This window comes from Waterburya sp., assembly GCF_058530065.1.
This window is the reverse complement of the sequence record NZ_JBZNBU010000017.1, coordinates 1-24,633: the sequence shown is the minus strand read 5'-3', so window position 1 is coordinate 24,633 and position 24,633 is coordinate 1. Positions and strand designations below refer to the sequence as shown.

Below are 24,633 nucleotides of genomic sequence, written 5' to 3'. Positions count from 1 at the left end.
ATTTAGGGGAAATTCCCCGATTCTTAATGAATTGTTTATAGACAAGGGATTAACGAACTAATTATGACCGATAAATCTACGAATATTTGGGACTACAAACCTAGCTGGTGTCAGCCTTGGTCGATTGTTGCCACAGGTATAGTCATTACATTGGGTAGTTGGTTGCTATTGCATATCTGGTGGCTGACTTTGGGGGTAGGTATGGCGATCGCTATTTGGTGGATCTATTTTTTGTGGATCTATCCCCAAGCTTTTGCTAAATATTTACAAAACCAACAAAATGGCATAAATGGAGATAACTGATACCAATTTTTGATTTTTGGGAATTATAAGTTTATAAACGTGCGTTTTTACAATTGGGTTCTTGAATACTTCAGCGAAAAAAAATCGGGGTAATATTCTCATTGTTGACGATATTCTCGATAATCTAGATCTACTTGCTTCGATTCTCCAAAGAAGAGGATACACAACTCAATGCGTTGACAACGGGGCAAAAGCGATAGAAATAGTTAAATCTCAATGGGCTGAATTGATTTTGCTAGATATTCAAATGCCCGAAATGGATGGTTATGAAGTTTGCGAGCGACTCAAAGCCGATGAGGTGACAAAAGATATACCTGTCATTTTTATTAGTGCTTTGAGTGACTTTTCCGATAAGCAAAAAGCTTTTAAAGCAGGAGGAGTAGACTACATCAAAAAGCCATTTGAGATTAAAGAAGTTGTAGTTAGAGTTGCCACTCAATTGGAAATTGCCTCTGGTAAAAAACAGGTAATCGAGCTTAATAACCAATTAGAACAAAAAGTTAGAGAGCGTACTGCGGAATTAGAAACTAGCAATCAGCAATTAAAAGCCGAAATAGATAGTCGCCGACAAGCTCAAGACCGATTGATGAAAATGGCTCTGAAGGATACGATTACGGGTTATGCCAACCGTAATTCTTTGATCGCTCGTCTCAAGCAAGCTTTAAACACTACTACGGAACAAGCTAACTATTTTTTTGCTTTAATTCTCTTAGAATGCGATCGCTTTAGAAATATCAAACGCACTTTAAGCCACCTCGATACCAATCAACTTCTAATGGCGATCGCTCACAATATAAATTCTTGTTTGCCCGAAACTGCTTTACTCAGTCGTTTAGAAGGGGAAGAGTTTGGGATTTTTCTAGATAATGTCCGAGATACTCAAGACGCGCTATCTGTAGTCAAAAAGATTCAGTCAAAGTTTTCCGATCCTTTAACGATCAAACAGCAAAAGATTTTAATCAACTTCAATATAGGAGTCGTACTTGGCAATCAAGACTATCGAGATACCGACCGCCTCTTTAATGATGCGGATATTGCCATGCAAAAAGCGAAAGAGCAATCAGGCGATCGCATTTTATTGTTTCAACCCGAAATGTACGTGCAACTCCATAAAGATATGGAGTCGGCAAAACAGGAAATGACTCTTAAGCAAGCGATCAAACGCCAAGAGTTTGTAAATTACTATCTACCAATTATCTCTTTAAAAACTCACAGCACGATTGAATTAGAAGCTTTAGTACGCTGGCATCATCCCCATGCGGGTGTTGTTTTACCCAAACGTTTTATTGCTAAAGCCGAAACAATGGGATTGATGAATGCTATTGGTAATTTGGTTTTGAGGCAGGCTTGTCAGCACATCAAACAATGGCAAGGAAGCGAGGGAGAAGATCGGCAAGATATAGGTATTTGTATCAATCTATCAGCCAAACAGTTATTTCATCCCAGCTTGGTATCAAAAGTAGATATGATTCTCAACAAAGTTAAGATACCAGGACAAAATATTAAGTTTGATATTGCCGAAACAGTAGTTATTGAAAATCCCGAAATTACCCAAAGAGTTTTTCGCCAGCTAAAAAAACGTAAAGTTCAATTGTGTTTGGACAATTTTGGCTCTGGTTATTCTTCTTTAACCTGTTTGCATCAATTTCCTTTTGATGAAATTAAGATCGATCGCTCGGTAATCGCCAATATTGCCGCTAAAGATCTCGATTTGCAACAGGAGAAATCAGCAATTTTATTACTCCAGCAAATTATTGCCATTGCCAATCAAATGCAAATGTTGGTAACTGCTACGGGAATAGAAAATAGCTATCAACTAAATCTACTCAAAGAACTGGGATGCGATCGCGGACAAGGATATTTTATTTCTCAACTCCTCAAACCAGAAGCAGTCGAGAAATTTTTATTGTGGTCGAGTGATAGTATTAATTCGCTCGGTTCTTAAAAAATTAAATTAATAGTCAATTTTTATTACAACTACCATCTTTTTGCATAAGCTGTGGAGTCTATAACCTAGTAATTAGTAGAGTTTTAGATTTTACATCGTGACTAATACCCCTATAACTGAGCCTATATCGAATTATCCCTCTCGGTTTCCTCAAACTGTTGTTTCAGTAAGTCGGGAAGAATTTATCGAGCCGATCGCTTTAACTATTAGAGATGCTGAGGGAAATAACACCAGTCTTCATCCAGATCTCACAGGTCATTACTTTATGGTTAGTCCTGTCGGTTCGCCCAATTCTTCTAGAGTAGATGGTAGTAACGATGTGGTTTGGGTTAGTAGGGATGGTTGGACTGCTTTATATAATGGCGACGGCATGGTCTATCGCCTTAGTTTTGAAGGGGGTGGTGCTACCCTGAAAACTAGGTTGATGAAACCTCCCTGTTACTATGCCGATCAAGCCACATCCGACCCCAATAATTTTAATTTATATGGCAAACTGAGATTTAATAACTTAGGTATATCTAGAGGTTCGTTTAATCTTCTGGGCATTCGCAATCAATTAAATACAGCTTTTGTGCCCTTTCAGTTAGATAGCGACGAGAGCGAACGTTTATTGGTAACTTGGGATGTGGGCAGACCTTATGAAATCGATCCCGAAACTTTAGAAACTTTAACTCCTGTAGGTTTGAATGAAGACTGGTCGGAATTATTACCCGACCAACAACCAATTCCCTTCAAAAATTTGATGGCTTCTGCTCATCCCGTTTTCGATGCTGATGCAGACAGGTTTTATACATTAAATGTGGGTAAGTCTTTATGGACGATGTTTGCCCTACCGCGATCGCTCAAGGAAAGATGGAAAGAGAATTGGCAAAACCTCAAGCCGATCTTTGTCGATATTTGGCGGGATAAGGATTTAAGTTTTACTCAAAGCTTTCAAAATATTTTAATTGTCATTTACTCGCTAATTTTAGTTTCCCTTCAGATTGTCACTTGGTTATTGCGCGGTATCGTGCAAATTGTCAGATTGCTGCGAGGAAGATATGATTTTGTTCATCTTTTGGGCTGGGATGGCAAAAAAGTCAAAATCGAGCGCAAGTGGGATATTGTCTTGCCAGGAAATAAGCCCCTGAGAATCGATCAAACAGTGCATCAGATGGGCATTAGTAAAAACTATATTGTTTTTGCGGAAACTTCCTTCAAGTTTTCGTTAGAAAATACGATGCCTTTCGCCAAAAATCCAACTTTAAGCTCGTTAATTGTTTTCCTAACCGATTTTCTCAACTATCCTCAATATCCCAGTACTAAGCTGTATATTATTGATAAAAAAGATTTAGAGGTAGCCAATAATTCTACTACCCCATCAAATAGTATCTTTTTCCCAGACCGCTTTAATTTGCCCCAAGTAATCGCTACCCCCGTAAAAATCGCCCCCGAATTTTCCCACTATGTAGTCGATTATGACGATACGGGCGATCGCTTGATTATTTATGCAGGACATCTGGCTGCTTCTGATATTGCCGAGTATATTCGGATTTACGATCGCTCGGAATATGACGATCGCGATCGCGACGATCTTGACGATCTTTATGACGATCCAGAATTAACTTATCGCCTGCAACAACTAGCAGGAAATATTATCAGTCCTACAGATATTAGTCGTTTGGGACGTTTAGAAATCGATGCTAAAACGGGAACTCTAATCAACCATCAAATGTTTCCCGACCAAAAAGACCGCGACGAAATCGACCGACAAATTGTTAACTGGAAAAACGATCCCATCAATAACCCAATCGACCCCAAATATCTCCTGCCTTGGTCTACTGCCTTTTATGTTTATCCCGATCGCAGACCGTCTCAAAATCTAACCGATATTTTTTGGAATAATTGGGGTGCGTGGCCAGATACTTTAACCACCAGAACTTTATCCGCCTACAAAAATTATCCCCATCGCTTGGTAGAAATCGATCTCGTCAAGGATTTAATTTACGATGGTATCCCCTCTAGTTTGTGCCATCTTCAGATCGATAAAGAGGGCAAAATGAAATTAAACGAGGAAAATTTTTATCAATTTGACAAACGTAATTTGGGTACTTCCGCCCAATTTGTGCCACGTCCCAATGCCGAAGACCAAAGTGACGGTTACATTGTCTGTGCGGTATTAACCAGCGACTGTTTATTATCTCAATCTACAGACCCCAACAACGATCCAGAATGGTCGCAAAATAGCGAAATTTGGATTTTTGACGCTTGCCAACTTCAACAAGGTCCTTTATACAAACTCAGCCATCCTCGATTAAATATTGGCTTTTCTTTCCACACTACTTGGCTACCAGAAGTTAAATCTCCTCAAGAGAAATTAACTTATGAAGTAGAAAAAGATTACAATCCCCTAGTAGAAACACTAATGAAAAACCAATCAGAATTAAGCAATAACATTCGCAGGTTGTTTGATGAAGAGATTTATCCTAATTTCTGATATCTGGCACTTGTTGATAGTAATATGCCAGGAACAGAGCGATCGCATTGGGCAACCAAAGAGCAATTACCACTGGTAGCGCGCCACTGGTACTCAACACTGTAGCCAAAAATTGGGCGGCATAATAAATAAAAATCGCGATCGCAGCAAGGGTAAAACTGTGGAGTTTGCTATTTTTGCCTGCGATCGAACCTAAAGTCGCCCCCAAACAACTTAAGGCAATACAGGAAAAAGGATGGGCGTATCGTTCTTGAATTGTAACTTTGAGTTCGCGGAGATTTTGGCGATCGTTAGTACGATGGAGGATATCCATTCTACGATACAACTCCCGAAGGTTCATTTCCCGTAAATCTCGATAGCGACTGGCATAATCTAATATATCTCGGCTTAACTTCACGGGTAATCGTTGAAAATTTTGGATATCTTGATAAAAACCATTTTCATCGATAATATATTTTTGACCTAATAATAGTTGCCACAATTGTCGCTCTTCATTCCAACGGGCGATCTTCGCAGTGGTAATAGTTTTTAGTCGATGGTTGTGGTATTGCAAAAGAATAATTTCCTGCAGTTGTTGACCGACAAAAAGATTGGCAAAAAACAGAAATTCCAAACTAGGGGCGATCGCATCATCGGTAAATTTTTGGTAAACAATATCTCGTTTATGGTACTTAGCCAATTGGGTGCGATCTACTCCCCATTCCCGTTCTAAAACAATTGCTGCTTGATAGTTAGCAGGAGGGACGACAAATTCTTGTAAGGCAAACATTAAAACTGCGATCGCCAAAGAAACTACCAATGTAGGAGCAATCAAACGATACCAACTAATACCCGCACTTTGCAGGGCGACTAGTTCTTGTTTGGCTGATAAGTTAGCATAAGTCACAATTGTCCCCATCAAGATTGATAAAGGCAAAGATAAAACAATAAAGGCTGGCAATTTGAGGTAGTGAATCCAAACCGCAACCATTATTGGTAAATCGTCTGTGACTAAAAATTTTATTTGTTCAAAAGAAATGCCAATCAATTCGCTGAGAATCGTACAAAGAACTAAAGCGAAAATGAGATTGGGGATATATTCAGCAATTAAATAGCGATCTAAGACCTTGTTCATCTTGCAGAAAACAATTGCAATTGCGATCGACAGCTAATAATCCTACTAAATATATTCTTTTTCTATACTCTTCTAACTACCCTAAGCTGATTCTGGTTTGCGGTAAGAAGCAGGATGAAGAATCAATTCAGCAGTAGAACGTTTTTCTACCATTTCTGCCGTGATCGTACATTGGCGGACATCTTCGCGGGAAGGAATTTCATACATCACGTCGAGCATTAATTCTTCGACAATGCCCCGTAAAGCTCTCGCTCCAGTTTTTCTACGATAAGCCTCTTTAGCTAAAGCTCTAATAGCACCTTCGGTGAATTCCAACTCAATATTATCCATCCGCAATAGCTTCTGATATTGCTTAACAATAGCATTACGAGGTTTAGTTAAGATTTGTACTAATGCGTCTTCATCCAAGGATTCTAAAGCAGCAGTCACGGGTATTCTGCCCACAAACTCGGGTATCATGCCGAATTTAACCAAATCATCTAATTCCAATTTCTGTAAAATATCAGCAGTGCGCTTTTCTTTAGAAGGGGTCTTGGTTTCACCTTTTTGAATAAAGCCGATAGATTTTTTACCCAAACGACGCTCTACTACTTTATCCAAGCCAACAAAAGCACCACCACAGATAAACAAAATATTTTTAGTATCAATCTGAATGCAATCTTGATATGGGTGCTTGCGTCCTCCTTGGGGTGGTACATTGGCGACTGTCCCCTCTAACATCTTTAATAAAGCTTGCTGCACTCCTTCCCCCGAAACATCGCGGGTAATGGAAGCATTTTCGCTTTTGCGAGCAATCTTATCAATTTCGTCAATGTAAATAATTCCTCTTTGGGCTTCTTCCACATCTAAATCTGCTACCTGTAATAATCGTAAGAGAATATTCTCGACATCTTCTCCTACATATCCAGCTTCCGTAAGGGTAGTGGCATCGGCAACGGCAAAAGGTACTTGCAAGACTTTAGCCAAGGTTTGAGCTAGTAAAGTTTTACCACAGCCCGTAGGGCCTATCAAAAGCACGTTTGACTTTTGCAATTCTACAGAATCATCTGCATCCTGCATTTTATTCGCCAAACTCAATCGCTTGTAGTGATTGTAAACCCCTACGGAAAGGACTTTTTTCGCCTCTTCTTGACCGATTACGTGTTCGTCCAGACAGCTTTTAATTTCAATGGGCTTGGGAATATCCCCAAAAGAAATACCACCCGATTTAGACTTTTTCTTTTTGGGTGGCTTGGCTTCGGAATTGTTGGCTACTGCTGAGGAAGATACTATTGCACCCTCTTCAATCAACTCCTCATCTAAAATCTCGTTGCACAGTTCGACACATTCATCACATATATATACCCCAGGACCAGCAATCAGCTTTCTGACTTGTTCTTGGGACTTTCCGCAAAACGAACACTTTAGATGGGAGTCGTATTTAGACATTTATGTATATACCTCTGACTGATAGAGCAATTTTAGCTAGAAAGGGCTTCCGCTGCCGATTTTGTAATCACCTTGTCGATTAAGCCATATTCCACAGCTTCTTCGGGAGACATATAGAAATCTCGTTCTGTATCGGCAGCTATCTTATCAAATGGTTGACTAGTATGTCCTGCAATTAATTCATTAAGTCTTTGCTTAATATAAAGGATTTCCTTAGCTTGGATCTCTATATCTGTTGCTTGTCCTTGAGCTCCCCCTAAAGGCTGATGAATCATAATTCGCGAACTGGGCAATGCCATGCGTTTTCCTTTTGCGCCACCTGAAAGCAGAAACGCTCCCATACTAGCAGCAATTCCATAACAAATAGTTACAACATCTGGTTGTATTTGTTGCATGGTATCGTACATTGCTAGTCCAGAATAGACTGAACCTCCAGGAGAGTTGATATAAATCTGAATATCTTTTTCTGGATCTTCTGCCTCTAAATATAATAGTTGAGCCACAACAGTATCCGCCACCTTATCATCAATAGCCGTACCCACAAAAATGATTCTTTCTCTCAGAAGACGGGAGTAAATATCAAAGGCTCTTTCTCCCATGCCCGACTGCTCTACAACCATTGGCACTACATTGCCATAAGTTTGAGAAGACTGAATATCGGGAGTATTTTGGTTAACAATAAAATTGTAGTTTGAAAGGGATTCCACCATAGATTTTTGCGAAAAAATGTATATATTATTATTGCTATTTTGAAAGAAAGATTATCTGAATTATTGTTAATCTAGCTTGCACGAGTCTATATAGTAGAGAAACTACCAAAAAATTAATCTTCGCTCCTCTACTACTTATTATGCCTCAAGATTCAGATTAAGGAATCAAACAGAGGTAGTGAGTAGATATTCACCCAGTCCCCCCATGTTCGGGCGACCGACGGGAAGCTAGTCCTAAAGAATACTGCTAAGCATATGTTTTAGTGCAAGCCGTCAAGGGGGATAATATCACCTCGGATCGTCTATTCTCCTTCAGAGACTACTTCTACTTCTGCAGTTTCCACTTCTTCATCATCTTCTGCTTCTTCTTCTTCGGCTGCGGATAGAGAACCTTCAGGAACTAATTCTACCTGAGCTTTTTCACGCAGCCAGTTAAAAGTATTTTCCCTAGTCAAATCTTCCTTAACCATTTCTAACAAGCGGTCTTCATCTACCTCTTGACCTTCTAATTCGGGGCTAATTTCAGCAATTTTAGCATCGATCGCAGCTTGGTCTGGTTCTAGGTTTTCTTTTTTCGCGATCTCCTTAATTATTAAGGATTTATTAAGATTAACTGTGGCTTCTGGTTTGGCGTTGTCGCGCAACATGGGAACGTTGTCAGAAGTAAAGAGTTGTCTAACATCTAAGCCCATTTGTTGCATTTGCATCAAGCTTTTAGTCAAAACGTTGGTTACTTCTTCTTGAACTAAAGACTCTGGCAATTCAATTTTGTTTTGTTCTAATAAAGCTTCGGCGATCGCATTATTGATATTACTTTTAGTTTGGTCTTCAGCTTGCTCTTTAAATTGTTTTTCTAAAGACTCTTTATAGGCAGCCATCGTCTCGAATTCGTCATCGCTGACCTCTTGAGCAAAATCATCATCTAGTTCGGGCAGTTCTTTAGTTTTTAGCTCGTTTAAAGTAATGCTAAATCTTGCTGGTTTGCCCGCCAAATCTTCTTGGGGGTAATCTTCGGGAAAAGTAACGTCTACTTCTTTGGTTTCTTCGGGTTTCATGCCTACCATGCCTTCTACCATGCCAGGAATTAGCTTTCCTTCTACCATTTCTACTTGAAAGTTGGTCGCGCTACCCCCTTCAATTTCTCGATCGTCTTCTTCAGTCAAAACGCCTTTAAAGTCCACAAAAGCCACATCTCCCATTTGGGCGGGGCGATCTTCAATGGGAACTAAATCTGCTTTTTGCTCGCGACGCTGTTCGAGAAATTCGTCTACTTTCTCTGGTTTATAGACTATTTCTTCAGCTTTAACGCTTAAATTGCTGTAATCAGCTAGTTCGACAACTGGCGGAACGTCTACGGCAATAGAAAAGGTCAAGGCATCCCCTGGATTGTACTGTCCTAATAATTCTTCAAAATTAGAACGCAAGTTTGGTTGTCCCAAAGCTTGGATCGATTCTTGCTCGATCGCATCTTGTAAAGATTTTTGAATTAGTTCTTCTAGAGCAGCAGCCTTAATTCTTTCGTTACCAATTCTTTGTAGTAAAACTTGACGCGGTACTTTCCCTTTGCGAAACCCAGGAATATTGCTGGAACGGGAAAGGTTTTGCACCATTTTTTCATAAGCACTGCGCGATGCTTCGGGTGCAATTTCTATATTCAGACCTAATTGACTTTCAGGAAGTCTCTCCTGGGTTACTTTCATTTACTGCTTCTATCTCAAAACTACTTAAATTGATTCTATTGCGGATCTAGATAGGGATTATCTTAAAGTAAGATTAAAACTGTTCCCCATCTTGCTACAGGAAGAGAATAATCGTCGCTCTACAGTCGTCGAAAAAAATTTATTAATTCTTGCCGACAATTTCCCTATTAGACAATAGACATAATAATATATCTTGGTCGATAAAGATTATGGTAGAATCTAGCGATACTGTCTCAGCAGTAAATTATGGTAAGTAAATAAGGTCAAGAGCGGAGAATTTACTGCTATTATTTTTTACGGGAAGTTTGAGATTGTCATTGGGTGTCCAAAATCTACGATACATAAAATCAAATCGAATCCTGAAGGGAAAAGAATTTTTTGCTTGGTTCAAACACAAAATTTAACTGAAAGACTAAAAAAAAAGAAGTAAAGGAGGTAAAGTTAATTGTCTAAAGATGTTAGTGTAGCTATACTGGGGGCAACTGGAGCAGTCGGTCAAGAATTGTTGGCTCTTTTAGAGGAACGAAATTTTCCCCTTAAAGAATTAAAGTTATTAGCCTCACCTCGTTCGGCTGGTAGCAAAATTAATTTTAAGGGACAAGAAATAACTGTAGAAGCGGTAAAGGAAGAATCTTTTACTGGAATAGACATCGTTCTGGCTTCTGCGGGTGGTTCTACTTCCAAAGCCTGGGGGAAAATAGCTGTAGATGCAGGGGCAGTAGTAATCGATAATTCTAGTGCCTTTCGCCTGGATGAAAATGTACCTTTGATCGTCCCCGAAATCAATCCCGAAGCCGCTGCAAACCATCAAGGAATTATTGCTAATCCCAATTGTACTACCATTTTGATGGGTATTGCTATTTATCCTCTCCATCAAGTGCAACCCATCAAGCGAGTAGTGGTTTCTACTTATCAATCTGCTTCTGGGGCTGGGGCTAGGGCGATGGAAGAAGCGAAAATACAAGCCCAGGCAATTCTAGAAGGCAAAGAAGCCAAAGCAGAAGTACTGCCTTATCCGATCGCTTTTAATTTATTTCCTCACAATTCTCCGTTGCAAGAAAATGGCTACTGTGAAGAAGAAATGAAAATGGTTAACGAAACGCGAAAAATATTTAACGCGCCAGATTTACAGGTAACTGCCACTTGTATCCGCGTACCTATTTTGCGCGCTCACTCCGAAGCAATTAATTTAGAATTCGATCGCCCTTTTCCTGTAAAAAAAGCTAGAGAGGTAATTGCTAACGCATCAGGAGCAAAACTGGTAGAAGATTGGCAGAGTAATTATTTCCCCATGCCCATAGATGCTACGGGAAAAGATCCCGTTCTCGTAGGTAGAATTCGTCAAGATATATCCAGAGAAAATAATTTAGAATTGTGGCTTTGTGGCGACCAAATTCGTAAAGGTGCTGCCCTAAATGCCATCCAAATAGCAGAATTATTATTAGAAAAAAATTTACTAGTGGGAACTAACTCAGCAGTAAGTGTTTAGTATTTATCGTCAATCGATTGTTTAGTAATCAGGTTTATTAATGAGTCGCGAACCTTTTGGTAGAGTAATTACGGCAATGGTAACTCCCTTCGCTGAGGATGGTAGCGTTAATTATGCCGTAGCGGAGCAATTGGCAGATTATTTAGTGAATCATGGCAGCGATGGTTTAGTTATTTGCGGTACTACGGGAGAGTCTCCCACCTTAACTTGGCAGGAAGAATATCAACTATTCCAAGCAGTCAAACAGGCTGTTGGGGGCAGAGCCAAAATAATTGCTGGTACTGGTTCAAACTCGACTACAGAAGCGATCGCAGCCACTAAAGAAGCGGAAAAGTTAGGTTTAGATGGTTCTTTACAAGTCGTCCCTTACTACAATAAACCCCCTCAAGGGGGATTGTACGCTCATTTTCGTGCGATCGCCGAAGCTGCACCCAATTTGCCAATGATGTTGTATAATGTACCGAGTAGGACTAGTCGCAATCTAGAGCCAGAAACAATCGCAAATTTAGCCCAAATTGACAATATTGTTGCTGTTAAAGAGGCTAGTGGTGATTTAGAGCAAGCTTGTAAAATTAGATGTCTGACTCCCGAATCTTTTGCTATTTATTCAGGAGAAGATGCTCTGACTCTGCCAATGTTAACGGTAGGTGCTGTTGGTGTGGTGAGTGTTGCTTCTCACTTAGTAGGCAATCAAATGCAAGAGATGATCGGAGCTTTATTTGCTGGAGAAAGTCAAAAGGCTACCGCCATCCAAATTAAATTATTTCCTTTATTTCAAGCTTTATTTATGACAACTAACCCGATTCCCGTTAAGACAGCATTAAATTTGCAGGGATGGAATTTGGGTAAGTTGCGGACTCCTTTATGTGAGCTACAATTAGATTTATTGGAAAAATTAAAAATAGTTTTAAAAGAATTAGATTTAAGTTAATTTTTAAGTTTCATAGAGTATTATCGATTAATTATTTGTGGTTACCAAAAAATAAAAAAACATAAGCGAATATTGAGAAACCTTGAAGTATATAGAATAAATCGTACCCTTATAGTTCTAATCTAATAAACCTGATGGATAATTAAAACATAGAAATAGATTGACTGTTACCCAAAAAGACAGATACACCAAAAGCTTATTTTTAATTAGGGGAGAATGCCCAATCAATCGCTAACTAGCACAATTGATATTCAATTGACACAACCTTATTTTAATTAAAACAGTTAAACCATCATTATTTATTTCTAGCAATTCTAGTTCGAGAATTCTAGGCTAATTTTCAGTTTTTATTTACTCAATAATAAAGTACAAATAACTCAGTAAAAAACATGAACAAAATAGTTAAAAAAAACAACAAGCCAACCGTTAAAATCATTCCTTTGGGAGGATTGCATGAAATTGGTAAAAACACCTGTGTTTTTGAATATGAAGACGAAATTATTCTTTTAGATGCGGGTCTGGGTTTTCCTTCAGACCAAATGCACGGTATAAATATCGTCTTACCCGACATGACCTACTTGAGAGAAAATGCCAGTCGCATCAAGGGTATGATTGTTACTCACGGTCACGAAGATCATATTGGCGGTATAGCCTATCATCTCAAACAATTTGACATTCCCATCATTCATGGTCCCAGGCTGGCAATGTCTTTACTCAATGATAAATTAGAAGAAGCGGGAGTTAGAGAACGCACTACCCTCAACAGCGTCCTTCCCAGAGAAATTGTCAGAATTGGTAAAAATTTCTGCGCTGAATTTATTCGCAACACTCACTCTATTGCCGACAGTTTCAGCGTTGCCATTCATACTCCCATCGGCGTAATTATCCACACGGGAGACTTCAAAATCGACCACACTCCCGTAGACGGAGAACACTACGACTTGCAAAAGCTTGCCGAACACGGAGAAAAAGGCGTATTGTGCCTGCTGAGTGATTCTACTAATGCTGAAGTGCCAGGACATACTCCTTCCGAGCGATCGGTTTATCCTAATTTAGACCGCATTTTTGGTAATGCCGAAGGACGCTTGATGGTCACGACCTTCTCCTCTTCGGTACATCGAGTTAACATGATTCTCGATTTGGCAGCCAAACACGGACGAAAAGTAGCAGTAGTCGGGCGATCGATGTTAAATGTTATCGCTCATGCCAGAAAATTGGGTTATATTCAATGTCGCGACGATATTTTTGAACCCTTGCGATCGGTCAATCGCTTGCCAGACAATAAAGTCTTAGTCTTGTGTACTGGCTCTCAAGGAGAGACTTTAGCAGCAATGACTCGTATTTCTAAAGGAGAACACAGGCAAATTCGAGTTAGAGAAGGAGATACGATCGTCTTTTCTGCCAACCCCATTCCTGGCAACACGATCGCAGTGGTTAACACCATCGATCGCTTGATGATGCAGGGAGCGAATGTAGTTTATGGGCGCAGACAAGGAATCCACGTTTCGGGACACGGATCGCGAGAAGACCACAAATTAATGCTCAACCTAACTCGTCCTAAGTTTTTTGTTCCCGTACACGGGGAACACAGAATGTTAGTCGAACACGCAGGCATGGCTAAAGCAGTAGGTATTCCCGAAGAAAACATTGTTATCATTAAAAACGGTAATATTATCGAACTGACAGAAGATAATATTCAAGTAGCAGGAGAAGTTCCCTCTGGTATCGAGTTGGTCGATCGCGCGGGCATCGTTCAAGACGACGTGATGAAGGAAAGACAGCAACTAGCCGAAGATGGAGTAGTTACCGTAGCTACGGCGATCGATAATTCGGGCAAACTAGTCGCTCCTCCAGCCCTACATTTACGAGGTGTAGTGACATCAGTCGAACAGTCATTGTTACAGCAGTTGGTTGTCAGAACTGTTGAAAGAATATTAAGCGATCGCTGGAATGATTTTACTGTTACCAATAAAGATGGAGAAGTAGATGTCAATTGGACGGAAGTACGTTTAGAAATTGAAGGCGGTTTGCAGCGTTTGATGAATCGAGAATTACGCAGTCGCCCTCTAGTAGTATTTTTATTACAAGCTCCAGAGAAGAAACCCGTTCGAGCTACCAGAAAAAGAAGACGTTCTAGCTCTATATCTTCAACTCCCGCCCCCGTAATTTCTCGTCGTTCTTAGAACGATTAATAACTTTTAGTATTAGTTAGATTGAAGCGTTACTTTTTATGAGTAACGCTTTTTCTTGTAAGATACTTAAAGGGATTTTTTATAGTACAAAAAAACCTGTCAAACTCGATATATTTATTTCAATGTACGTCAATACTACTAAAGCAGCCAAACTTTTAGAAATATCTTCCAGTCGCCTGAGACAATTATTACAGGAAAGAAGAGTTAAAGGAGCTTACAAAACAGGAAAGTATTGGCTAATACCTCTTTATAGAGGAATACCTGTAATTGTCCCAGGAAAAAGGGGACGAGCGGGGACTTGGAAGATATTCAGAAAGATCTCGAAAATAACCGCCAATATCAACAGTCACAAAATCAGAAACAACATCAAAAAAAGTAAGTGCGATCGAGAAGCACCAATTTTGCTAGCTCAAAAAGAAACAAAGGAAAGAGTCTATCTACATAAGCTAGAAATCCCTACTCCTAGCAGAATCGTATACGATCCGAGCAATCCATTGGAATGCGGTGCTAGACTTTGGATCGAAATTCTAGATTGCAACTTGATGGAGTTAATAGCTTGTCAACCATAAGCTTACCCAATAGATAACTAAATTAAATAGTTAATTTTGCTGATATTCTTCTAGCAATTTAGTCAGATAATCATAACCATCAACGCCAATCAGACCAATGATTTGCGCTCGCCCTTGGGAAAGAAGACGTTGAAATTCTTCTCCTCCCACTTGTCCTTGCAAAATGGACAATAATCCTGCTACTTGTCGCCACTCGATAGAATTAATTTGATTGAGTAGATACATTCCCAGGCTACCGTAAGTAATTGCTGAGGGACGATCTTCAATACTATAATAAGCTTCTGCTAAGTAGGAAAAGCTCAAACCTTGGAGATAGACATCGCGAGAATATTGGGCTAATTCTGCTCCTTTAGTTAGGGCTGCGATCGCAGTAGTCGGTTGTTCTAAAGTTACGTAGGCAATACCCAAACTACTGTAACCAAAAGATTGACTTTGCAAGTCTTGTTGTTTTTCCGCTAGAGCAACTCCCTGTTCGAGATAGCGTATTGCTTCGCTGTAGTTTTCTGGATCGATGCTTTCTAATTCTCTAGCTGAAAATACCTTGGCATAGCCTAAATTTACCGAGGCATTGGCTTCCCCCAATTTATCTCCCACCTGTCGGGCGGCAATTAAAGCCCTTTGGGAATAGTTGACTGCTTCTTTGTAGTTTTTTAGGTTAACGTTAGCCCGACTGAGATGATTGAGGTTGGCTATTTCACAAGCATAATCGTCTGCTGCGATCGCGATCTCTAAAGCTTCTTGGTGAAAGACAATCGACTCTTGATATTTACCAATAATTCGCTGGGAATAGCCTAATAAAGTTAGGATGCGGGCTTTTTCTTCTGTTCCTTCTACTTGCTTTAAAGGTTCGTCGAAATAATCTAGAGTATCCTGTAAATATTCTCCCGAAAAATCGGCAAACACCCCACTGTAAAGAGGAAAGTCTTCTCGTTGGGCAAAAGTCCGTAAAATTTGCAGCATCATTAGAAAACAACCGTCGGCTAAGGCAGGCTGACCGATCGCAAATACTTGCCACAATTCACTCCAGATAGAAGCGAAAGTCAACATTGTACTGTAAGAAAGTTCTTTACCAAATTTTGAGTTATAAGGTTGTTTGTCGTACCAATCAACCAAACCTCTTTCTAAATACTGCAAGACAATAGCCAATTCAATCCAAGCTCTCAATTCGAGATTGCTGGCAATTTGAGCAAAGTTTTTTGCAGACTGCTGTTGTGAAAGAGTCAGAAATAGTTGTTTTAAGAGGGGGCTAGATACTTTTTGTCCCCAAACTCGCCAGGGGTTGGGTTTTTCTGCACCAAAGCCTGAGAAGTTGCTGCCAGTACCATACATCCAACTGACTAAATCTTCTTCTAAAGCCGCAAAAGAGTTTAATCCCGCCATAATTCCGACCGATAGTTGTTGCCAATCGGCGGCAATAATCGGGTTTTCTTGTTTTTCTGCTGCCTTCTGAAAACTTTCAGCTAGCTTTTTTAACTCATCAAAACCCAGAGGCTCATCTTGATTGGAATCGATCGCATCGACCAATGCCAAGAAATAATCTTCTGGTTCTGCTTCTAAAATATCTTTGGCAATCTCGGAAATACCCGCATCGACTTGGTTTTCTGCTTGCCAGCGCAACCACTGTTTTTCGATAGTCTGTAATGCTCTTAAGACTCTGGCTGCTTTGAGTTTGGTATCTAGTTGGGCGGTAGTAGTTTCAAGGCGACTTTGCAAACACCGTTCTAAGATTTCTCCCGTACCAGGTTCGATATTTTCCACCAGCATCCTGTAAACTCGCTCAAAGGAGCTAATTTTTCCTTTTAAAGTGAGTTCGACAATTTGGTCGATGAGAGCAAAATAGCGATCGCTTAAAGATTCAGACACGCACAGTATATTAGTAGAGGAAAAATTTATTATACCGCTTTAGGACTGGAGTTTGAGTATTAATTACTAACAACTAATGACTAAAATCAGTAAGGACAAGATTAAACTATTTATTGTCGATCGCGACGCTATTTTTCGTTTGGGTTTGCGTACTGCGATCGCCAGTTATGGGGATTTTGCCATTGTGGGAGAGGGAGATGCGAGTAACGATACTTTTCGCGTTCTGACTCGCGGATTGGTGTTAAATGTTTTAGTTATTGGTATTGACGATAGTAATAGCCTGGAGTTTTGCCAGCGATTGGGGGAACTATATCCCCAGCTACCAATTTTTGTTTTAACTCCTAGTAATTTATCTGCCAAACAGTTATCTAGAATCAGAAGTTGGGGAATAAAAGGCTATTGCGATCGCACTTCGAGTATTAATACCATTGTTGAGGGTTTGCAAACGGTAGCCTATGGGAATATTTACTGGCAAAACTACCATACTCCACCCAAACTGTGGCAAAAAGCATTAGGGCGGATCAGTCAGTCGGGCAGAATCGAACTGGAAGAAACTTTGCGGGAAATAGAAGCGCAATTAAAAAACCGCAATTTATCTGATTGGGAAAAGGTGTTTTTGGTGGGCAGAAAACGAGAATTATTAGTTGCTCGTTGGCTATCTAATCGTTTGGTAGCCGAAGAAGTTAATTTACCCGAAGAACAAGCTGAGATCGAGCAGTCGGATAAAGGGGAATTAATCTTAGCCAGTTCTACAGAATTAAATCCTTTACCTGTATTTGTTGATTCTGCCAATCAAGCTATTTTTGAAAGAGTCGTGACTGAGATTCAATTGGGTTTGCTGAATAAGACTGATTTTTTATTAGAAATCGATATCCTACAACCTCATGTCCAAAAAAAACTGTGCCATCTAATTATTAAACGTCTGGCGGATACTGTAGACCAAATTGCGATCGCCGATACTATAGAACGCAACTACACAGAATATTTAAAGTCTCTTTGGTCTTGGACTGTTAAAAGTTTTTTGACAGAATTTGGTGGTGCATTAACTCCAGAAGAAACAGAAAGACTAGACTTGATTATCAATCTCGATTTTCTTGAGATTAACAATAATATTTTCGCTGGTATTTACGGCATTCCAGAACTTTTAGAATATCTCTTAGGTCAACCTGGTTTTACTGTAGACAACATTAACTATTCCTCCGACGATCCTGAAGTTGTGACTCGGATTGAATTTTTACTCCATAACCTGATTATTCATCTAGCCAATGCTACGGTACAAATAATTTTAAATAACTTCTATAACCTAGAAAAACTCAAATACCAACTATATAGATCCGAATACAAAAGCGATCGCAGTATTGCCCGTTTTCGTAACCAACTATCTTGGAAATATCGCCAAGCAAAATATATCGATCGCCCCCAAAACATTTTTGAAAGTCGCTATCGCCTTTATATTTTAGATGGGGGCAGAATTAGATCTTTATATGTCTACGCACCCCGACAACTAGAATTAGAACGATTAACAGGAATCCCTTGGTTGACTACCATTATTATCGAATTTCGCGATGCAGTTGCCCCCCTAGTACGCAAATTTATTGCTTTAGCTGGCAGTGGAGTAGTTTTTGTTTTAACTCAAGTAATTGGCAAAGGTTTGGGTTTAATTGGTAAGGGAATTATTCAGGGAATTGGCAGCACCATTAAAAATGGCGCTCGACGATAAATAGATTAATCAAAAATTGTCGCCCTTTTAACTATTTTTTCAGTTGTCTAAAAGGTTTTGCCGTAAAACTAATTCTTTTTTTCCACCACCAATTACTGGGCAACCACCAAGGAGTACACTGTGCTTGGATGAGTCGATCTAGCTGACGTTTGAGAGGTTCAATTTGTGCGTCAATTTTCATTTGAGTCAGTCTTTGTTCTGACTGAAGTCTTTGATTAGCTTCTCTAATTGAGGTAATCGAATTATTGAGCAGATCTATTTGATATTTGAGAGGTTTAATTTGTGCGTCGATCGCATTTTGAGCTAGATCTTGTTTTTCCTGAAGTTTTTCGGTTGCTTCCCGAATCGAGGTGACTAAATCTTTAAGAGAATCATAGCCACCGATAGAATTTTTTATTTCTGTCAGATTATCCCAAACTTCGAGCAAAAAATCGTATTTGCGATCGATCTCAGCAAGTATATTTTCCGCTACTTCTATGCGTTGAATAGCTTCGTGGAATTGTGTTTTGTATTGTTCGGACTCTTTTATCGAAACCACTAGGGAATTCAAACAATCTCGTCCTTTTTCTGCTTCGGATTTCAAGTCAGAATATAAATTAATACTTACCTGATGAGTTCTTTCTAATAGATCCTTTTGCTTTGACGCACTATCTTCTAGTGCATGAAGTTCTTGAAGAGTTAGGGTAGATCGATTTTGATTTTCCTCTAAAACAATGCCAGCTTTTTCTAGTTCTTGTCGAGCTTGACTTATTTCTTGCTGAATTTGCTTGAGATCCTGATTATCCCAGGCTTCTTGAAGTAAACCATCAACCTTGGCAATACCACGATTAATCATGGCTTCAAGTTCTGCTAAGGCAATTAAGACATCAGAATCACTAGACTTGCTCATACTGTTCGGAATGTTGCCAATTATTTAGGAAATCTAGATTTAAAAATATTGGTCAAAGCTATAAAAAGATCCCCTTTAACTGTAGCAATTTCTGGCAAAGGAAAGCGATCGGGATAGGGTATATCGAGCCTTTGAAATCTGATTCGTGCTGCTTCGACAATTAAGTTATGAGATTCCAGAGATTGAGCAACTGCTTCCACAATTCTTTGATATTCGGCTGGATTATCTTGTTGCAAAAATGCGATGATTTTACCTGTCGCATCCCAATATCGGTCTAAAGCTCGCAAAATAAGACTACAGATCGAGGGATTTACTTTCTCTGCCTCCAATACTTTAATTTCCGATAATAAAACTTGAGAATCGTATTTTTTTAAATCTAAAATCATTTCTTCCTCCAGATTGGTGCGTTCTTGTCCTTTAATATTCGTGCGTTCTAAAACTTCGTAGGTATCCCAATAAATTAAGGGTTTATCTTGAGTTTGAACTGCTTCGCAGAGATAACGTTTGACTAGATCTGCTTCGCGCCCAGAAAATTCTAGATCGTTACTTTCTTCTTGAATCCATTTAATTTCCGACTCAATCGACTCAGGAGTGGGACAATCGATCCGATCGCACTCAGAAACCAGATCGGGAATATATTTCAATAGCAGATCGTATTGCTCGTAGGTTGCAATTACCATCAAGCGCGATCGCGTTCTAGTTAAGAGAGTGTACCATTGCCACCAATCTTCCGATGTAGGGGGGTTGGCATCACATCCCAAGACATTAAAGACAATGCAAGAGTCGAATTCTCTACCTTTGACTTGATGAACGTTCAAAAACTCCAAGCGATCGCTATATTGGGATTGATAGATTTCCGATTGAAGAATTTTGACCCGACTAGCTAGTTTATAAGTTAAGGAGTGGCTTTTTTCTACTTCTTTAAGTTTAGAACCTAGAGATTGAGATAATTGTTCGAGAAAAGTTTCTGCATCGGCAAGGGATGGATAGGTTAACAATTTAACCCGTTCCCCTATTTCATAAGATTTATCTGGATCGGTAGGTTGATAGGGAGATCTGGTCTTATTTTTCTGAGAAATTTCTCGAACGGGAGTCAGGAAAAGATTGCTAAATTTCAAGATATTACTAGAGTTACGCAAGCATTTCCATCCTGGTTCTTCAGGACGAACTAATTTCAACGCACCCCAGTCAAAGTCAACAGGCATTATTCTTTGATTTAGATCTCCCAGCAGCCATAAATGAGTAAGATGCTGGGCTTGATGCCAACTTCGACAAAGAGCTTTAATCGCATTTAATTCTCCTAAAAGATAATCTTGAGATTCGTCAATAATTAAGACAGTACCAAACCGATCTTGAGTGGGATAGTTGATGGAGTTTCTTTCCCATTTTTGGCGGAGTAGATCGGCAATTTTAGAACGAGATAATTTACGGCGTTGGTTAAACTCCCGATCCCACCACTCGGCTTTAATACGTGGACTTTGGGTGATGTGGGCAAAAAAGCCAATATGTTCGTTTGCACCATAAGTACTATAGCTCTTGCGATCGCCCACCTTATTGCTGGTTTTACGTCGATCTTGAGTGAGTATCGGACTAGTTTTATATTGCCCGTTCAAAAATAAAGACCATGCCACTCCCATTTCTCCATTCCAACTATAGGCAGGTTCGCGAGGTAAACTATTAAGGTCTAGCTCATAGGTGCGATCGTTGCGGGGGGCAACATATAAAAAGCGGATCGAACTATCTTCAGGATTTTCAGTCCAAATCAGTCTAAGAGATGTACCCCCTGCAAAATCTAGGCGCGAGCGCCATAAATTAGCATACCCACTAAGATGTTTCGTGTACGAGAATTGTTCTCCTTCCCCCGTTTCAGCTAAACTCCAAAATAGTCGTTCGGGAATCTTAATCGAGTCTTTTGACTGCAATCTTTGTAAATCTTTAATTGCTTTGCGCGTAAGCTGTATTTGACGCATCGATATACTCAGTTACTCATCTCAAGCACTAGACTTTAAGCTTTATGGTTACAAAGAAAAGGTGAAATGTTGGACTCTGATGTTGATTCTTAACCTTATTGTTTTAAAGCACAAAAAAACCTTCAAGCGATCGCACTCGCTCTTGAGAGAAAGATAACTAACGACTAATAACTAAAAACTAACAACTAAGAAAAGTTATAGTAATTAATACAGATCGGATAAAAGCATTGTTATAAGGAGATATAAGCTTTGACTCTAGCAAGTGATAACCCAATTACTTCAGATATACTCAAACCAGCTAGATATTTGGGTAACGAATTAGGCGCAATCCATAAGCCCTGGAACGATGCCGAAGTGCGGTGGGTGCTTACTTACCCCGAAGTCTATGAAGTGGGAGCTTCTAACTTGGGTCATATTATTCTTTACAATATAATCAACGCCCAACCGCAACAATTATGCGATCGCACTTATCTCCCCGCTGCCGATCTTTCAGCTAAGTTAAGAGAAACTAATACTCCCTTGTTTGCTTTAGAATCCAAGCGATCTCTACAAGATTTTGATATTTTAGGCTTTAGTCTCAGTTACGAACTGGGGGCGACTAATATTTTAGAAATGCTGAGTTTGGCGCACATTCCTTTAACTTGGCAAGAAAGGGAAACAGGGGACTATCCTTTAATTTTTGCAGGGGGACAAACCGCTACTTCTAACCCCGAACCCTACGCCGATTTTTTTGATTTTATTGCGTTGGGAGATGGAGAAGAATTATTACCCGAAATTGGCTTAATCATTAAAGAAAGCAAAGCAGCAGGACTTAGTAAAGCAGAGTTATTACTAGATTTAGCTCAAGTGCCTGGGGTATACGTGCCGAGATTTTATGAAATGGCTGAAGATGGCTCTACACATCCCCTAAATCCTGATGTTCCTAAGCGCGTATTGCGTCGGGTGGCTACTCCCATTCCCGCCTATTCCATCGGCTTAGTACCCTATGTGGAAACCGTACACGATCGCCTGACCGTAGAAATTAGAAGGGGTTGTACTCGCGGTTGTCGTTTCTGTCAGCCAGGAATGCTGACTCGCCCTGCTACGGATGTCGAACCAGAAAAGGTAGTAGACGCGATCGAAAAAGGAATGCGCGCTACTGGTTACAACGAATTTTCCTTACTCTCTCTCAGTTGTTCCGACTACCTGGCTTTACCCGCAGTAGGGATGGAAATTAAAAACCGTCTCAAAGATGAAAATATTTCCCTCTCTCTTCCCAGTCAAAGGGTAGATCGTTTCGATGATAATATTGCCGATATTGTTGGGGGTTTGCGTCAATCTGGTTTAACTTTTGCACCCGAAGCTGGTACTCAAAGAATGCGGGATGTGATTAACAAAGGGCTAACTAACGAAGAACTATTGCGGGGCATTCAAACCGCAGTCAAACGAGGCTGGAATAAAGTCAAACTCTACTTCATGATTGGCTTGCCAGGGGAAACCGATGTCGATGTGATTGGTATTGCCGACACTGTTAGATGGTTGCGTCGCGAATGCAGCCAATTAAGCAACAAAAGACTCAACTTTAACATCACTATCTCCAATTTTACCCCCAAACCCCACACTCCCTTTCAGTGGCACTCCGTATCTACTAAAGAATTTCTGCGCAAGCAAGAACTACTCAAAGAAGAATTTCGCCGTATCCGAGGGGTTAAGGTCAACTATACCGATGTTCGTATTTCGGCAATGGAAGACTTTGTCGGTCGGGGCGATCGTCGTCTCTCTGCTGTAGTCAAACGGGCTTGGGAATTGGGCGCGGGAATGGATTCTTGGTGGGAAAACCTAGATAAAGCTTATGGTGCTTGGGAACAAGCGATCGCCGAAGCAGATCTTACTTGGAAATATCGCCTAGTGGAAAATGGCGAGTGGAACGTATTTGATAATCAATCATCATCAGATTTAAGTAAGGGCGATTGGTCAATCGCCCCTACAGATGCACCATTACCTTGGGATCATTTGAATACGGGAATTGACAAACAATGGTTAAAAGATGACCTGGCAAGAGCTTTAGAAGCGGCTACCGTACCCGACTGTGCTTTTGATGGTTGTTCTAGTTGTGGTGTTTGCGGTACTGATTTCGGACACAATATTGTCGTCCAACCCCCAGAAATTCCTAGCTTTGAGGGACACTTTAAACCCAACCAAACTAAAGCCCAAAAACTGAGAATGTGGTTTGGCAAAGTAGAAGAAATGAGCTTAATCAGTCACCTAGATTTAGTTCGTCTCTTCGATCGCGCCGTGCGTCGTGCAGCCTTACCTATTTCTTTTACTGGCGGTTATCACCCTAGCCCGAAAATTTCCATCGCTAGTGCTTTGTCTTTGGGTATTACTAGTAACGGTGAAATCGTTGATTTTGAATTAACAGAAAAGATGGATGTAGAGGAATTCCGCGATCGCTTGGCTGCTCAACTTCCTAATAATATTCCTATCTACAAGGTAGAAGAAATCGAACTCAAATCCCTCAATGCCAGCCGAATTATGGATCGTTCAGAATACTTAATTACCGTTCAAACTAATGACAATCCTACTTGGCAACAATGGATTGATGCTATTAACAATAGTTCGGAAATAATCTGGGAAAAATTCACTAAAAAAGGGAATAAAAAGCAAATTAACCTACGCGATCGCCTGTTCTCTCTTGCTTTAGAATCTGAAGCTAAAGACAATAACATTGCAGTAATTCGCTTTACTGGTAGCTGTCGTAATGATGGTACTAATCTATCTCCAGATAACTTAATTTATATGTTGGAACGGGTAGCTAAAATTGAGTTTCAATTACTCAAAGTTCATCGTCAGCAATTAATTTTAAATTAAAGAACTGAAGCTATTGTTCACTCCAAAGAAATAGTGGATGTATTAGTATCTTGAGGAATAAAAGAGCGATCGCTTGGTAGGGAAGCTACGGGTTTAGTTAGAGTAAATTTACCTTGCTCGATCCATTGTTTTAACTCTATAGCAACTTGAAGCGATCGCCTTCTACTAGCTAAAGGGGCAACTCTAACGGATTTACCATCAATAGTGACTCGACCCGTTTGTAATTGTCCGTAGCTAACTAAACCAAAGGTAGGGCGGACTCGACGGGGGATAGAAAAGTCAATCACGGGCGCAACAATATCGCGATCGCCCGCAGCGCAATTATGGATTACTTGCTCGGTTAAGACTGGAAGGGCGACTCCTACTCCAAGCATTAAGGAAGCACCATAATTTTTAAAATAACAGCCCCGCACCCAATTAGAATTCATCTGTTTGGCATCGCCAATCAAAGCTACTGTAGCAGCAGGTCCAATAGGAGTAT

At 40.0% G+C, this 24,633-nt stretch carries 17 protein-coding genes; 9 read left to right on the top strand and 8 right to left on the bottom strand.

Features of this window, described 5'->3' with window-relative positions; all coding sequences use genetic code 11:
* The first annotated feature begins 63 nt into the window (after positions 1-63).
* The 3 genes from AC33VI_RS01135 to AC33VI_RS01125 all read left to right on the top strand — a co-directional run bounded on the left by AC33VI_RS01135 (position 64) and on the right by AC33VI_RS01125 (position 4,727).
* Complete coding sequence (locus tag AC33VI_RS01135; protein WP_491780433.1) at positions 64-303, top strand: DUF6737 family protein; 240 nt, start codon at positions 64-66, stop codon at positions 301-303.
* Positions 304-364: 61 nt separating this feature from the next.
* On the top strand, positions 365-2,248 hold the full coding sequence (locus AC33VI_RS01130; protein ID WP_491780432.1) for a GGDEF/EAL domain-containing response regulator: 1,884 nt from the start codon (positions 365-367) through the stop codon (positions 2,246-2,248).
* A 100-nt stretch (positions 2,249-2,348) separates the two neighbouring features.
* On the top strand, positions 2,349-4,727 hold the full coding sequence (locus AC33VI_RS01125) for a carotenoid oxygenase family protein (RefSeq protein ID WP_491780431.1): 2,379 nt from the start codon (positions 2,349-2,351) through the stop codon (positions 4,725-4,727).
* On the opposite strand, the gene AC33VI_RS01120 is transcribed toward AC33VI_RS01125, so the two are convergent.
* From AC33VI_RS01120 to tig, 4 genes are all read right to left on the bottom strand, one after another.
* Positions 4,717-5,841, bottom strand: a complete 1,125-nt coding sequence (locus tag AC33VI_RS01120; protein ID WP_491780430.1) for an LptF/LptG family permease — start codon at positions 5,839-5,841, stop codon at positions 4,717-4,719. The two genes, AC33VI_RS01125 and AC33VI_RS01120, sit on opposite strands and share 11 nt — an antisense overlap.
* Before the next feature lie 81 nt (positions 5,842-5,922).
* Entirely contained in the window at positions 5,923-7,269 is a 1,347-nt protein-coding gene (gene clpX / locus AC33VI_RS01115) for an ATP-dependent protease ATP-binding subunit ClpX (RefSeq protein WP_491780429.1), read from the bottom strand.
* A 32-nt stretch (positions 7,270-7,301) separates the two neighbouring features.
* Positions 7,302-7,979, bottom strand: coding sequence for an ATP-dependent Clp endopeptidase proteolytic subunit ClpP (gene clpP / locus AC33VI_RS01110; protein WP_491780428.1), 678 nt, complete (start codon positions 7,977-7,979; stop codon positions 7,302-7,304).
* A gap of 302 nt (positions 7,980-8,281) precedes the next feature.
* Positions 8,282-9,679 (bottom strand): trigger factor, encoded by a 1,398-nt coding sequence (gene tig / locus AC33VI_RS01105; RefSeq protein ID WP_491780427.1) that lies wholly within the window; start codon positions 9,677-9,679, stop codon positions 8,282-8,284.
* 445 nt (positions 9,680-10,124) lie between these two features.
* Here tig and AC33VI_RS01100 point away from each other — a divergent pair, with 445 nt between their 5' ends.
* From AC33VI_RS01100 to AC33VI_RS01085, 4 genes are all read left to right on the top strand, one after another.
* Positions 10,125-11,168: an aspartate-semialdehyde dehydrogenase gene (locus tag AC33VI_RS01100; protein ID WP_491780426.1), complete on the top strand. Its 1,044-nt coding sequence runs from the start codon at positions 10,125-10,127 to the stop codon at positions 11,166-11,168.
* A gap of 40 nt (positions 11,169-11,208) precedes the next feature.
* Positions 11,209-12,099: a 4-hydroxy-tetrahydrodipicolinate synthase gene (gene dapA, locus AC33VI_RS01095; protein ID WP_491780425.1), complete on the top strand. Its 891-nt coding sequence runs from the start codon at positions 11,209-11,211 to the stop codon at positions 12,097-12,099.
* 389 nt (positions 12,100-12,488) lie between these two features.
* Positions 12,489-14,282 (top strand): ribonuclease J, encoded by a 1,794-nt coding sequence (locus AC33VI_RS01090; protein WP_491780424.1) that lies wholly within the window; start codon positions 12,489-12,491, stop codon positions 14,280-14,282.
* Positions 14,283-14,413: 131 nt separating this feature from the next.
* A complete protein-coding gene (locus tag AC33VI_RS01085; RefSeq protein WP_491780423.1) occupies positions 14,414-14,860 on the top strand; it encodes a DNA-binding protein in 447 nt (148 codons plus the stop codon).
* 30 nt (positions 14,861-14,890) lie between these two features.
* On the opposite strand, the gene AC33VI_RS01080 is transcribed toward AC33VI_RS01085, so the two are convergent.
* A complete protein-coding gene (locus AC33VI_RS01080; RefSeq protein ID WP_491780422.1) occupies positions 14,891-16,723 on the bottom strand; it encodes a tetratricopeptide repeat protein in 1,833 nt (610 codons plus the stop codon).
* Between the two features lie 76 nt (positions 16,724-16,799).
* Between AC33VI_RS01080 and AC33VI_RS01075 the strand changes: the two genes are divergently transcribed.
* Positions 16,800-18,443, top strand: coding sequence for a DUF3685 domain-containing protein (locus tag AC33VI_RS01075; protein ID WP_491780421.1), 1,644 nt, complete (start codon positions 16,800-16,802; stop codon positions 18,441-18,443).
* A 31-nt stretch (positions 18,444-18,474) separates the two neighbouring features.
* On the opposite strand, the gene AC33VI_RS01070 is transcribed toward AC33VI_RS01075, so the two are convergent.
* Together AC33VI_RS01070 and AC33VI_RS01065 are read right to left on the bottom strand one after the other, a co-directional pair.
* Positions 18,475-19,332 (bottom strand): hypothetical protein, encoded by an 858-nt coding sequence (locus tag AC33VI_RS01070; RefSeq protein ID WP_491780420.1) that lies wholly within the window; start codon positions 19,330-19,332, stop codon positions 18,475-18,477.
* A 20-nt stretch (positions 19,333-19,352) separates the two neighbouring features.
* Positions 19,353-21,302, bottom strand: a complete 1,950-nt coding sequence (locus AC33VI_RS01065; protein ID WP_491780419.1) for a hypothetical protein — start codon at positions 21,300-21,302, stop codon at positions 19,353-19,355.
* A gap of 249 nt (positions 21,303-21,551) precedes the next feature.
* On the opposite strand from AC33VI_RS01065, the gene AC33VI_RS01060 reads away from it, so the two are divergent.
* Positions 21,552-24,152 (top strand): TIGR03960 family B12-binding radical SAM protein, encoded by a 2,601-nt coding sequence (locus AC33VI_RS01060; protein WP_491780418.1) that lies wholly within the window; start codon positions 21,552-21,554, stop codon positions 24,150-24,152.
* 17 nt (positions 24,153-24,169) lie between these two features.
* Here AC33VI_RS01060 and AC33VI_RS01055 read toward each other — a convergent pair.
* A partial coding sequence (locus tag AC33VI_RS01055; protein WP_491780417.1) for a homocysteine biosynthesis protein occupies positions 24,170-24,633 on the bottom strand: 464 nt, incomplete at its 5' end.